The 13,229-nt window shown below is 52.1% G+C and carries 10 protein-coding genes; 4 read left to right on the forward strand and 6 right to left on the reverse strand.

Features of this window, described 5'->3' with window-relative positions:
* Positions 1–84: 84 nt before the first annotated feature.
* Entirely contained in the window at positions 85–987 is a 903-nt protein-coding gene (locus ACO0LG_RS23515; protein ID WP_423030264.1) for an AEC family transporter, read from the reverse strand.
* Positions 988–1,193: 206 nt separating this feature from the next.
* On the opposite strand from ACO0LG_RS23515, the gene ACO0LG_RS23520 reads away from it, so the two are divergent.
* Positions 1,194–1,976 carry an MBL fold metallo-hydrolase gene (locus ACO0LG_RS23520; RefSeq protein ID WP_423029999.1) on the forward strand — a complete coding sequence of 261 codons (783 nt, stop codon included), beginning with the start codon at positions 1,194–1,196 and terminating at the stop codon, positions 1,974–1,976.
* 6 nt (positions 1,977–1,982) lie between these two features.
* Here ACO0LG_RS23520 and ACO0LG_RS23525 read toward each other — a convergent pair whose 3' ends face one another.
* Positions 1,983–2,462 carry an Lrp/AsnC family transcriptional regulator gene (locus ACO0LG_RS23525; protein ID WP_423030001.1) on the reverse strand — a complete coding sequence of 160 codons (480 nt, stop codon included), beginning with the start codon at positions 2,460–2,462 and terminating at the stop codon, positions 1,983–1,985.
* A gap of 177 nt (positions 2,463–2,639) precedes the next feature.
* Here ACO0LG_RS23525 and metC point away from each other — a divergent pair, with 177 nt between their 5' ends.
* Positions 2,640–3,866, forward strand: a complete 1,227-nt coding sequence (gene metC, locus ACO0LG_RS23530) for a cystathionine beta-lyase (protein ID WP_423030003.1) — start codon at positions 2,640–2,642, stop codon at positions 3,864–3,866.
* Between the two features lie 32 nt (positions 3,867–3,898).
* Here metC and ACO0LG_RS23535 read toward each other — a convergent pair whose 3' ends face one another.
* The 4 genes from ACO0LG_RS23535 to ACO0LG_RS23550 form a co-directional block, all read right to left on the reverse strand.
* Entirely contained in the window at positions 3,899–4,402 is a 504-nt protein-coding gene (locus tag ACO0LG_RS23535; protein WP_423030005.1) for a hypothetical protein, read from the reverse strand.
* Positions 4,403–4,757: 355 nt separating this feature from the next.
* Entirely contained in the window at positions 4,758–7,016 is a 2,259-nt protein-coding gene (locus tag ACO0LG_RS23540) for a penicillin-binding protein 1A (RefSeq protein WP_423030007.1), read from the reverse strand.
* An 8-nt stretch (positions 7,017–7,024) separates the two neighbouring features.
* The gene (locus tag ACO0LG_RS23545; protein ID WP_423030266.1) at positions 7,025–8,791 is read right to left on the reverse strand and encodes an ABC transporter ATP-binding protein; all 1,767 of its coding nucleotides are present in this window, start codon (positions 8,789–8,791) and stop codon (positions 7,025–7,027) included.
* Positions 8,781–10,532 (reverse strand): ABC transporter ATP-binding protein, encoded by a 1,752-nt coding sequence (locus ACO0LG_RS23550; RefSeq protein ID WP_423030009.1) that lies wholly within the window; start codon positions 10,530–10,532, stop codon positions 8,781–8,783. The genes ACO0LG_RS23545 and ACO0LG_RS23550 overlap by 11 nt, the downstream gene beginning before the upstream one ends.
* A 547-nt stretch (positions 10,533–11,079) precedes the next feature.
* Between ACO0LG_RS23550 and ACO0LG_RS23555 the strand changes: the two genes are divergently transcribed.
* Together ACO0LG_RS23555 and ACO0LG_RS23560 are read left to right on the forward strand one after the other, a co-directional pair.
* Entirely contained in the window at positions 11,080–11,967 is an 888-nt protein-coding gene (locus ACO0LG_RS23555; RefSeq protein ID WP_423030011.1) for an amino acid ABC transporter substrate-binding protein, read from the forward strand.
* Between the two features lie 371 nt (positions 11,968–12,338).
* Complete coding sequence (locus ACO0LG_RS23560) at positions 12,339–13,229, forward strand: amino acid ABC transporter substrate-binding protein (protein ID WP_423030013.1); 891 nt, start codon at positions 12,339–12,341, stop codon at positions 13,227–13,229.

A 13,229-nucleotide genomic window follows, 5' to 3' on the forward strand; every position in this document is an offset into this window, starting at 1 on the left:
CAGGTACTTAAGTACATTCCGCTTTTTGCGCTGCGTTTTTTTACCCTGATCGCGCTGACGCTCGCTACAGATCGTAAACAGACGCTAACGCAAACCCAGCCACAAACCCAAAGGTACAAACAGTAGAGCGGCGGCATTGCCAAGCAAAACTATCGACGCGACTTTGTCCGGTTCCTGTTTGTATTGCTCCGCTACCATGAAGCAAAATACAGCGGGTGGCAGCGCCGCAAACAGATACATCTGGCCGCGCTGAGTTGTTGTCAGCGGCAAGATCAATTCCAGTATTCCGGCCACCAGCAAACCCGCCAGCGGGCAGACGATGGCACCCGCCACGCCTATGCGCCAACTGGCAAAATTGATATCCAGCATGCGCACACCGAGTGCAAACAGCATGATGGGGATGCAGGCATCACCTGTCATTTTCAAAGCCAGCAATAGCGTGGGCTGCAAGGGAATTTGCAAGACCGCGAACAGCATGCCTGCTGCCATCGCCAGCATCATCGGGCTTAACAGAAAGCGCCAGGGGTTATCCTGATGATCAGGATGCCCATGCTGGATGATGCGTATGCCCACTGTGAAGTACACCAGGTTGCAAGCCATGAACAGCGCCACAGCAGCCGACAGGCCGCTGGTACCAAAGGCCAGCGCCGCCAGCGGCAAACCCATATTGCCGCAATTGTTATACATCATCGGTGGCACGAAGCTGCGCACGTCGTAACCCAGCAATCGCGCGACGGGCCAGGCCAATAAACCTGAACCCAGCGCGATCAACACACCCGCCAGTATCAGCCACAGGTTGCGCGCCACATCAAAGTCTTTGCCCGCCAGCGCAGTAAAAATCAGCAAGGGACACAGCACGTCCATGCTGATGCGGTTGACTGAGACCATGTCCGCTGCAGCAGCCGGGCCCTTGCGCCGTGCGTAGGCATAGCCCAGACCGATGATGATGAACACAGGAAGGATGATGGATAGTATGCGTTCTATCATGCGTGCGCTTGTCATGAAAACTGGGGGGAGTCTTATTGCCAGAGTGTAGCTGCTTTGCTGGTTTAGCGCTGTGGCAGAAATACAGATGACAAGATTTCATGTGAACAGAATTAGCCAGGAGCTTTATCTATCCTTGATCCACGTCAAGGGCAAGCCTGCCAGTTTTTCTACAATAGCCGTTCACACCTATGGTATGCGGGGATCAATTGGCGATAGAACTTTTTAATGATGGCAAACACATCTGCGTGATGTTTAATGATCTGCTGGATGACACTGCTGATCATGCCGTCCAGGCCAATCAATTCCTTGTTGTATCGGAAGGTGAGGGCGCGTTGATTGATCCTTCCGGCAACCTGACCTATAACGCATTGCTGGTCAGCCTGCACAAGTATCTGCCCAAGAAAGACCTCAAGTATTTGTTCGCTTCGCATCAGGACCCAGATATTATCGGCGCACTCGACAAATGGCTCATGGGCACGAATTGTGATTTGTATGTCTCCAAATTATGGTCACGTTTTGTGCCGCATTTTTGCAACTTGAACCGTGCAGAAGGCCGCATCGTTGGCATCCCCGATGAAGGCATGCCAGTGCGTTTGCGCGACACCATCATCCATGCCGTGCCTGCACATTTCCTGCATGCTGAAGGTAACTTCCAGTTCTACGACAGCAAATCGAAAATCCTGTTTTCTGGTGACGTTGGTGCATCCATGGTCGAGGCGCATGACATAGAAACGCCAATCACCACCAAGGCGCAGTTTTTAGATCATGTGCATACCATGAGTGGTTTTCATCAACGCTATATGGTGTCCAACAAGGTGTGCCGCCTGTGGGCGAATATGGTCAGGCAGATGGATGTCAGCATGCTGGTGCCCCAGCATGGCCGCTACTTCGTGGGGCGTGAAGCGATCACTGCTTTCCTGGACTGGATAGAAAACCTGCAATGCGGCATAGATTTGTTCACGCAAGAACATTATCGCTTCAGAGGCTGAACAAACTCAGTTTTTGCCACTCTTCAGCACCGCGTAATTCAACGGCAAGGCAGTAGTGTTCTTGATGACTTCCATCACAAAGCTGGAGCTGACATCTTGCAAGTCCGCCACTTTCACCAGCTTTTTATAGACCTGGTCAAAGCCTGCCATGTCTGGCACATAGACTTTCAACAGGTAGTCGATCTCGCCACTCATACGCAAGATTTCGACAATTTCTGGTATCGCCCCCACGCCGGCAATAAAACGCTGCATCCACTTCTCATTATGCTGGGCCGCCTTCAGTGCCACCATCACCGTCAAACCCAGGTTCAGCTTGACCGGGTCACAGAGTGTGACTTGCTGCCTGATCACGCCATCTTCCTGCAGCTTTTGCACACGGCGCCAGCAGGGGGTGACCGACAGATGCACGGCCTGGGCCAGGTCGGCCAGTGCAATGGAGGCGTCTTTCTGCAAGATATTCAGTATTTCTAGATCAATTTTGTCCATATATTCTAATTTTTAGGAAATTTTTCTAAAAATAGCATAAATCCTTGAATAATTTGGTAAAAAATTCTTATGCGCTGTTGCTAGGATGTAGCTGGTATCACCTGACGCGATCTTGGTTATTACGGATAGGCATCAGGTAGCAATCAGCTAATGCACAGAATTAACAAAGGAATCACCATGATTATCGTCGAGCCAGTGTTACAAACTTCCACCCGCCTGACACATGCAGGTCGCAAGGGCAAGGATCATGCGGCTTTTGTGAACCCGTCCGTGGTACGGGCTTCGACCATGCTGTTTCCTGATGTCGCCTCCCTCAAGAGTGCCTGTGGCACACGCCGTGCCTATGGCCGTCATGGCAATGAAACCACACAGGCGCTGGAACAGGCCCTGTGCGCGGCTGAAGGCGCTGCTGCCTGCATGCTGACACCGTCAGGCTTGTCAGCCATCACCACCACCTTGCTGGCCCTGCTACAGTCTGGTGACCATTTGCTGATGGTCGATACCGTATACGACCCAACCCGCTTGTTCTGCGATGGCATGTTGAAACAGATGGGCGTCACCACGACTTATTATGACCCGCTGGTGGGCCGTGGCATTGCTGATCTCATGCAATGCAATACCAAGGTGATCTTTGTTGAGTCGCCAGGCTCCCTGACGTTTGAAATACAAGACATTCCCGGCATTGCCGCCGCCGCCCATGCGCGAGGTGCTGTCGTCGTGTCTGACACTACCTGGGCCACGCCGATAGGCTGGGATTCGTTTGAGCTGGGTATCGATGTCTCCATCCATGCTGCCACCAAATACATCGTCGGTCATTCGGATGCCCTGATGGGTGCGATTTTGACGACGGCAGCGCTGGAAGAGCGTATCCGCAATACCTACCGCCAACTGGGCATGACCATAGGCGCAGATGATGCAGCACTGGCCTTGCGTGGCCTGCGCACCCTGGCAGCACGCCTGGCAGCGCACAGGGAAAGTGCCCATGTCGTGGCACGCTGGTTGAAAGAACAGCCAGAAGTGGCCGAGGTCTTGTATCCGCCCATGCCAGGCAGCCCTGGCCATGAATTGTGGAAGCGTGATTTCAAAGCGGAATATGCCTGCGGTTTGATGGGCGCAGTATTCCGTGCCGACATCACTGAGCAGCAGGTCGCTGCATTGATAGACCGCACCCGCCTGTTTGGCATCGGTTTTAGCTGGGGTGGTTTTGAGAGCCTGATCTTGCCGACCAACCCGGCCTCTTACCGCAGTGTCAATGCCGCTAAATGGCAGGCACCGATGTTGCGCCTACATGTGGGGTTGGAAGCAGTACAGGATTTACTGGCTGATCTCGATCAAGGCTTTACCGCCTTGCGCAAGGGCCAGGAGGCTGGACGTGAGCGCAATTATCTGAAGGCTGTTGTGTAGCTGAAATACAGAGTTGAAAACAGCCCGCCAGTTCAGCTATTCACCCAGGCTATCGCCTTCTTGAATATGCCGGAAGGCGGTGGGGTAAAGGCTTCGGCATTGCTGGTGCTGGGTTCGTCTGGTTCGAGGTGGCGCATCATCGATAGCGTGTGTTGCTGGCGTACCAGGCCCTGGCGGTTGATGGTGGCAATGATGTTGGCGATTTTACCGGCAGCAACGTCGAGATCGAATTCATAGAATTCATCCCCGCGTTTGCCACGGCGCTCTTGCTGGAACAGTTTCAGGATTTCATCAAGCGCCTGGCCACAATCCTTGGTATGCAGTTCAAATGCGCATTCATACTGGCCGGGGATCAGTTGTTGCTGGTCACGGTTGAGTTCCATGGCCTTGGAGACGCCAGAGCGGCGGGTAGCACCGATCTTGTACAGACCCTGGCGCAGGCCATCGTTTTGCAGAATGTAGATGGTACCTGGCGTGCCATGCATGAATTGTGGCTCGCGCGGCAAAGACCTTTGTGGGCGGTAGGTAGTAGTCATCTCTTAACCTGACATTGTGTAAAGCGATGCAGAAGAGTCTACAAAATCTGCAAGGTGTTTCAGGCGCGGAATAAGAGGGTGCTTTGTGCTCTATTCGCTCAATAGAAGTTTGATGAGCAAGAGTTTGTGAGATTTACCACCATCCTGTTTGCTTCCCGCACAGGATTTTAGCCCGTTGGCCTCTGCCAGCGGGCTTTTTTTATGGCGGCCATGATTTGTCATGCGCTTGTCATGTCCAGCCACTACCATGCGCCCATCCTGAAAAGTTTTACCTCCAAAGGTCGGGATACTTACCCGCAGAGCAATCTGCGGGTTTTTTCTTTGTGGGCGATGGTACAGGTGAGCTATTTGTCAGCTATTGCGTGGCTGAACTTGCTGCCGGGTCTGCCACCGGTGCATCACCCATGTCCAGCGTGCGCACGCCGGCACCGTTGAGGAATTCATTAAACATCCAGTCACCCTCGGCATTGCTGATGCCTTCAGGCACGGCACGCACTACTTCAGGCTTGCCAGCCAGTGCCACGCGCATGGTGTCTATCCAGATAGGCAGGGCCAGGGTAGATCCAAATTCACGGCCACCCAGGGTCTTGGGATCGTCATAACCCATCCAGGCCACTGCCACGACATTGGCGGCATAACCGGCAAACCAGCCGTCGACAGCGTCGCTGGTCGTACCTGTCTTGCCTGCCAGGTCGCGGCGTCCCAGTTTTGCAGTGGCACTCGCACCAGTGCCGCTGCGCACTACTTCGCGCAACATCTGGTCGGTGATGTAGGCATTGCGGGCATCAATGACGCGGGAATCTTCCTGCGCCTTGGCAGGTGGCTTGTTTTCAAACAGCACGACGCCCTTGCCATCCACCACCTTGCTGATCACCCAGGGGTTGACCGCGTAACCACCATTGGCAAATACCGCATAGGCCGACGCCAGTTGCAGCGGTGTCACGGAACCAGTACCCAGCGCCATGGTCAGGTTGGCAGGGTGCTTGTCCTTGTCAAAGCCAAAGCGTGGCAACCATGTCTTGGCATGATCGACGCCGATGGCTTTCAAGATACGCACCGACACCACGTTCTTGGATTGCGCCAGCGCTGTGCGCATGGTGATGGGGCCATCATATTTGCCATCATCATTACGCGGGTCCCAGCGTAAGTTGCTGTCCGATGTTTCCGAGAGTTGCACGTCATTGATCAGGGTGCCGGGGTAAAAACCTTTTTCCAGCGCGGCAGAATAAATGAAGGGCTTGATGCTGGAACCAGGCTGACGCCAGGCGCTGGTCACATGGTTGAATTTCTTGCGGTTGTAATCAAAACCACCCACCATAGCGCGGAAAGAACCATCGTCTGCATTCAGCGCCACGAATGAACCTTCCACTTCAGGAATTTGGGTGATTGCCCAGCGTTTTTTTGCATCCTGCATCACCCTTATCACAGAACCAGGGCGTATCTTGATGCCCGCTTTGGCTTTTTCGGTCAGCGCTGCGGCGGCAAAACGCAAGCCATCGCCAGTGATTTCTATGCTGTCACCGGATTGCAGTTCAGCCTTGACGATCTTGCTGGACACCTGGGTCACCACGGCTGCCAATAGCTTGTCATTGTCAGGATGCTTGCGCAAGATCTGGTCTATGGCGTCATCGCGCTCATCTTCGTCGGCAGGCAAGTCTATATGCGCTTCCGGGCCGTCATAACCATGACGCTGGTCATAGGCCATGATATTGCGGCGCACGGCTTCATAAGCGGCATCCTGCTCAGCCTTGTTGATGGTGGTATAGACCTTGATCCCCTTGGTATAAGTGTCTTCCTTGTATTGCGCATAAATACTCTGGCGTACCATCTCGGCAACGTAGTCAGCATGGGCATCGAATTGCTGGCCCTTGACGACCTTGATGTCTTCCTTGGCGGCAGCTTCCATCTGTACTTCGGTAATGAAGCCATTCCTGACCATGCTCTTCAAGACCAGCAACTGTCTTTGCTTGGTCTTTTCAAAATTCACAGCGGGATTATGTCGCACCGGGTTTTGCGGTACACCCGCCAGCATGGCGGCTTCTGCCAAGGTCAATTGATCGAGTGATTTGCCAAAGTAAGTTTTGGCGGCACTGGAAAAACCATGGCTGCGTTTGCCCAGGAAAATCTGGTTCATGTACAGTTCCAGGATCTGGTCTTTAGTCAGTGCGTCTTCGATACGGTAAGTCAGCAAAATTTCTTTCATCTTGCGTTCTACCGACTTTTCATTGGTCAGGAAAAAATTACGTGCCACCTGCATGGTGATGGTCGATGCACCCTGATGAAAACCACCGCGCAGGTCTGCCAGAATGGCGCGCCCGGCACCGATGAAGGAGATACCACCATGCTCATAAAAGCGCGCATCTTCTATCGAGAGCAGCGCATTTTTCATGACAGCCGGGATTTGCTTGATCGGTACAAAATCACGGTGCTCTTCACCAAATTCACCGATCAAGGCATTGTCGGAGGTGTAAATGCGCAGCGGTATTTTGGGGCGGTAATCAGTCACCGCTTCCAGTGTGGGCAAACCGGGCGCTACAACAAAAAAAACAAATGCCAGGGCTGCCAAAAACAAGGTGGTACAGAGACTGAGGCCAAATATTATCCACTTCTTCATGCTATTCCTTACTCTTCCAGGGTTTGCAGCAAATACAGGCGCTGATAAATGCCCTGATCGATTTGCATTAATTCTTGATGATTGCCTTGCTCCGCCAGCTTGCCGTGATTCAGCACGATGATGCTGTCAGCATCGCGTATGGTGGATAGCCTGTGCGCAATCGCGATGATACTGACCTTGCCGCGCAATTCCGTCAGCGCGGTTTGTACTACCTGTTCGGTTTCGCTGTCGATATGGGAAGTCGCCTCATCCAGGAACAGGATGCGCGGCTTGCCAGCCAGCGCCCGGGCAATTGCCAGCAATTGTTTTTGCCCCGTAGAGAGCCGCGCACCACCTTCGCCCAGCGGTGTATCGTAGCCATTTTCCAGTTGTAAAATAAAATCATGGACATGCGCAGCCTTGGCAGCAGCGATGATATCTGCCTCGCTGATGTCACGCCCCATGGCGATATTCTCGCGGGCATTCGCTGCCAGCAAAAAGGGTTCTTGCGGCACCAGCCCGACCTTTTCGCGAAAGTGCGCATCCGTGATGCTGGCCAGCGGCTGAGCATCGACTTCCATGCGGCCAGACTGCGGCGTATAAAAACGCAGCAAGAGGCTGAGCAGGGTGGATTTGCCACTGCCAGTATGACCGACGATGCCATAAAAACTGCCCGCCGGAATATTCAGGCTAAAGTCATGCAAGACTGGCCGTGCAGGGTCATAACCAAAGTTCACTTTGTCCAGCATCAGGTGACCATTGGTAATACGCGCATCGCTAGTGGCCTGTACATGCTGGTGTTCGTTCAGCAGCTTGTTGACGCGGGCAGCAGATACCACCGCTTGCTGTATCTGGCCGAATTGCAGGGTGATCTGTATCAAAGGCTCCACCACGCGGGCGATGTAGCTGACAAAGGCATATAGCACACCTATCTCCACACCAGAAAAACTGCGCTGGCTGAAAGTGAAAATCACTACCACCAGCAAGATCGAATTCATCAGATCCAGCGCTGGGCGCAACAACCAGGCATTGGCACGCAATTCATCCAGCCTTGCTGCGTAATGCAACTGGTTGGTCTTGGCAAAGCGCTCACCAAAACGGCGCTCGGCATTGCTGGCTTGCAGCGTGCTCATGCCATTGATGCTCTCTGCCACCTGGGCATTGATTTCACTGCGCAGCTGGCGCGCCTTGCTGACGGCAGGCGCACTCCAGCGCTGGTAAAACCAGACGATGATGATGACTGCCGGTATCAGCATGATGACGATGAGCATCAAACGCCATTCCAGCCAGGCCATGGCAGTCAAAGCACCGATGACGACGATGGTGCTGTCGAGCATAACGAACAATACTTGCACATACAGGCTCTTGACCGATTCCGTGTCATTCGTGACGCGGCTGACCAGTTGACCGGTAATCGCCTTGTCAAAGAAAGCCATGGGCAGGCGCAAGACATGTTCATACACTTGTTCACGCAAGCGCCTCACTGACCGCATGGCGACACCTGCCAGCCGCGTCAGTTGCAGATAGCGTAACCAGGTCGCAGCCCAGCCTGATAATACATAGGCAGCCAGCAAGCCTGTGACCATGCCCATATTCATTTGATGCGGCAACAGGTACCTGTCTATGAAGGCTTTGCCCAGCAAGGGGCCAATTGCTTCCAGACCAGCCGCGATAAATAAAAAGAAAATGCCCAGCCAGACATGGCGTTTTTCACTGCGGGCTGCATGCAGCAGCAAATGCACTGCCTGTTTTTTTTCTGACATGGCAGCGGGTAGTTTTTTCGTATCAGGCTGCATCCAGGCTTGCTTCCAATTGTTGATAACGCCATTGCGTTGCATACCAGCCATTCAAATCCAGCAAGGTCTGGTGATTGCCTTGTTCTATGATTTTGCCTTCACGCAAAACCAGGATGTGATTGGCTTCCAGTACCGCACTCAGGCGGTGACTGACGATGACAGCACTGCGTTCAGGATGTTCTTGTCGCAACTCTGCCAGATGTTGCAGGATATGCGTTTCGGTTTGTGTATCGACTGCCGACAAGGCGTCGTCCAGCAGCAATAAGGGGCTGGCCGTCAGCAAGGCGCGGGCGATGGCCACACGCTGTTTCTGGCCGCCCGACAAAGTGACACCACGTTCTCCCACCAGCGTGTCATAGCCATGCGGGAAGCGTTGTATATCATCATCGACTGATGCCAGCTGTGCTGCTTTCATCACGTCGGCGCGGCTGGCATCTGGATTGCTGAGGGATATATTGTCAGCAATCGAAGCCGAGAATAAAAATGGTTCCTGCGCCACCCAGTTGATAGCCAGGCGCAAGGCTTGCAATTTGTAGTCTGCCAGCGCATGTCCGCCCCATACCACATGGCCTTGCTCAGCCTCGATCTGGCGCAGCAACAGGCGCACGACGCTGGATTTACCTGAGCCGGTGGGGCCAACTATACCTATGGTTTGTCCCGGTGCAATACGCAGGCTGATGTCTTGCAAGGCTGGCCTGTTCTGCCCAGGATAGGCAAAGCTGACATTGTCCACGATCAAATCACCGGCGGGTGGTGTCTCCAGCTTGCCTTCGTCGTTGACACTCAGTTCCTGCGTCAAGACCGGTTCCAGCCGCGCCCAGGCTGCCTTGCCGCGTTCCAGCAGCGACAAGACCCAGCCGGCGGCAAACATCGGCCAGATCAGCTGACCTAAATACATAGAGAAACTGGTCAGCGCACCGATACTCATTTCACCATGCCAGACCAGGTAACCACCGACACCCAGCGTCAATGCACCCGCTGCGGTCAGGCTCAGGCCAACGGCAGGTTCATAGGCAGCTTCCCAGCGTTGGGCATTCAGGCTGGCAGCGGCGGCGTTTTCTGCCAGTTCGGCAAACTGTGCCGCGCTGCGTTGTTCCAGGCCCAGGGCGCGCAGGGTGCGCACGCCGGACAAGGTTTCTTGCACCTGGTCATTGAGTTTGCTGAAACGGTCGAGAGAATCGCGTGAGGCATCCTGTATATGATGGGTAATATGCTTGAACGCCCATGCCATGAAAGGAAAGGGTAGCAAGGCCGCCAGCGCCAGCCGCCAGTCCACGCCCAGCAACATCATGCCTATCACCAGGGCAAATGTCAGGCTGCCATCAAAACCGGCCAGGGCTGCTTCGCCCGCTGCCAGTTCTATGGCATCGGCATCATTGGTGCCTAGTGCCATCAGGTCGCCGGTTCTTTGCTGCTGGAAAAAACGCGAACCCTGCACGCTCAGCCTTTGATACAACTGGGTACGCAGTTGCATGCCCAGTTGATATGACGCGGTAAACAATTGCGTGCGCCAACCCACCCGCAGGAAATAGATCGCCAGGCCCATGCCCAGCAGCCACGACAGTTCCCACATCAGACCTAGATTGTCAAAACGCCTTGCCACCATGCCATCGATAATCATGCCGACACGGCGTGGTATCAAGACCGTCATGACAGCAACGGCAAACAGCATCAGACCAGCACTGATGTACTGACGCCAGTGCTGGCGGATAAATTGCGCTAAAAGCTGGTACAGACTCATAGATGGTTCAGACCAGAAAGGCAGAAAATGGTTGCATGCCTCTGGGCGTATGAATGGCAAAGCAGGAAATGATACAGTATCCTCAAATTCTGATTTCATTCTCTGCGATTTAGCTTGCTGCAGTATTCATTTTCCATTTGGTTTTGAATGGCTTTGCATTGTTGTTTGCCACACGTTGTTTTGTTTATATGGAAAGCAAAAACATAAAGTTTTGTCATTCCATGAATACACGTTTCTTGTCTATATTTCTATCTGATTTTTTATCTCCTTTTATTCTCCTTTTTTCTCTCCCTTTTTCTCCTATCACGCACTAGAGGTTTACTTCTCCCTCAAGGCACTCAGTCCGCTATATAATCCGCACCCATACTGTTGAAACCCCCACGCTTGTTGCAAAATATCCCGGGCTTATTTGCGTAGCCCCGCTGTATTACCTATACTCAGGCAATAGCTGCTCATGGTAGTTATGCGCTGCCTGAACATCTTTGCAACAGCTTCCACATAAATGCCTCGATAAATGTTGTCTTTTTTAAGAGCATAAGGAAACCATATGAAATTGCGCTGTATTCTTCAGGCTGGCGTATTTGTGTCTGCCGCCATTCTTTCCCAGATGTCTTCTGCTGACACGCTGGACCGTATCAAAAAAAGCCAGACCGTCAATATCGCGTATCGCGAGTCAGCCCTGCCTTTCTCTTATTTGTCAGACAGCAAAGCCCCTGTCGGCTACACCATCGACATCTGCAAAAAAATGGTCGATGCGCTTAAAAAAGAATTGAAATTGCCACAACTCAAAATCAATTTCGTACCCGTCACGGCAGATAACCGCATAGAGGCCATGACATCCGGCAAGGCAGATATGGAATGTGGTTCAACCAGCAATACAGCAGACCGCAGGAAAGTGGTTGATTTTACGATACCTCATTTCTTTTCTACCCTGCGCATGATGGTCAATACCAGTTCAGGCATCAAGAACTGGACAGATTTGAAGGGCAAGAAGGTCGTCTTCACCAAAGGTACTTCTACTGACAAATTCATCCTTGAGCGTGATAAAGTACGCGCCCTGAACATGAAGCTGGTAGAGGGCAAAGACCACAGCGATTCTTTCAATATGCTGGAAACAAACCAGGTCGATGCCTTTGCCCAGGATGAAGCTCTCTTGTTCGGCTTGAAAGCCAAGGCCAAAGACCCTTCCAAGCTGGCCATCGTTGGTGACCCACTGGCTTCTGAAGCCTATGCCATCATGCTGCCCAAAGGCGACGCCGCATTTAAAAAAGTCATCGACACTGAAATGGCACGCCAGATGACTGACGGTGAAATCACCAAGCTGCACGAAAAATGGTTCACCAAACCGATACAGCCAAACAATATGAACCTGGCATGGCCCATGGGTTCACTGCTGAAGGAAACAATACGCTTTCCTTCTGATAAAGTGAATTAAGCTGCTCACGGCTGATCTCGCAGCTTATCCATGTATGTTCACCAACCCGGGATATTTGCCCGGGTTTTTTATTGATATTGCTCAACTGCGTGAGCGTCATCAGGTGTTGAATCATGACATTAAGCAAAATGCATGAATTTTTGATTGTTGTCGCGTAGAAATATTCCTATAATCCCGGCCTGCGGTGTTTTTGTCGCAACTGATATGGGTTCACTTTGGTCTGGCAAGTATCGCGCAGTATTTTTCCTTCAGCGCGACAGCATATGACAATGCTATTGAAGTAGCATCTTTCCTCATTTCCTTGCCCTGATTTCTCTCTCCACATCAGTTCTTTATCATCCTCATTACTCCAACCGGGTCAAGGAAGTCGCATGAAATTTCGTCGCTTTATCAAAGCAAGTTTAATTCTTTCAAGTTGTATGCTGGCGCAGTTATCCTCTGCAGCCGATACACTTGAGCGTATCAAAAAAACCAATACGATCAACATCGCATTCAGGGAAACCTCACTCCCATTCTCTTATCTGTCAGAGAATAAAACACCTATCGGTTACTCGATTGATATCTGCGCCAAATTTGTGGATGCCATCAAAAAAGAATTAAAACTGCCGCAGTTGAAGCTCAACTACGTCCCCGTCACTTCAGATACACGCATGGATGCGATGACTTCAGGCAAGGCAGATATTGAGTGTGGTTCGACCAGTAATAATGCAGAACGACGTACTAAAGTAAATTACACACTTCCTCATTTTTTTGCCACGATACGCATGATGGTCTTTGCTGATTCTGGCATCAAGAACTGGCAGGATCTGAAAGATAAAAAAGTGGTGGTGACCAAAGGTACTTCCACAGACAAATTTTTACTGGAAAGGGATAAAGTGCGCTCCCTGAATATGAAAATGGTGGAGAGCAAAGATCATATCGAATCTGTCAGCATGCTGGAAAACAAGCAGGTCGATGCATTTGCACAGCATGATGCAATCCTGGCTGGTTTCAAGGCCAGGTCCAAGCTTCGCGATAAACTCGTCATCGTCGGTGACCCATTGTCTTCAGAAGCTTATGCGATGATGCTGCCCAAGGGCGATGCCGCTTTCAAGAAGCTGGTCGATATGGAAATGGTGCGCATGATGACAGATGGCGAGCTGACCAGACTCTATGAGAAATGGTTTACAAAACCGGTGCAACCGAATGGCGTGAACATGGCCTTGCCCATGAGCGTGTTGTTACGTGAAACCATACGGTTCCCGTCGGATAAAGTCGATTGA

The sequence above is a fragment of the Undibacterium sp. Ji42W genome, assembly GCF_049340405.1.
In the GTDB taxonomy this organism is placed as follows: domain Bacteria; phylum Pseudomonadota; class Gammaproteobacteria; order Burkholderiales; family Burkholderiaceae_D; genus Undibacterium.

Coding starts and splice junctions, on each gene's coding strand:
- ACO0LG_RS23540 (WP_423030007.1), bottom strand. CDS start 7,016: ATGAAGAAGTGGATAATATTTGGCCTCAGTCTCTGTACCACCTTGTTT.
- ACO0LG_RS23535 (WP_423030005.1), bottom strand. CDS start 4,402: ATGACTACTACCTACCGCCCACAAAGGTCTTTGCCGCGCGAGCCACAA.
- ACO0LG_RS23525 (WP_423030001.1), bottom strand. CDS start 2,462: ATGGACAAAATTGATCTAGAAATACTGAATATCTTGCAGAAAGACGCC.
- ACO0LG_RS23550 (WP_423030009.1), bottom strand. CDS start 10,532: ATGAGTCTGTACCAGCTTTTAGCGCAATTTATCCGCCAGCACTGGCGT.
- ACO0LG_RS23555 (WP_423030011.1), top strand. CDS start 11,080: ATGAAATTGCGCTGTATTCTTCAGGCTGGCGTATTTGTGTCTGCCGCC.
- metC (WP_423030003.1), top strand. CDS start 2,640: ATGATTATCGTCGAGCCAGTGTTACAAACTTCCACCCGCCTGACACAT.
- ACO0LG_RS23560 (WP_423030013.1), top strand. CDS start 12,339: ATGAAATTTCGTCGCTTTATCAAAGCAAGTTTAATTCTTTCAAGTTGT.
- ACO0LG_RS23545 (WP_423030266.1), bottom strand. CDS start 8,791: ATGCAGCCTGATACGAAAAAACTACCCGCTGCCATGTCAGAAAAAAAA.
- ACO0LG_RS23515 (WP_423030264.1), bottom strand. CDS start 987: ATGATAGAACGCATACTATCCATCATCCTTCCTGTGTTCATCATCATC.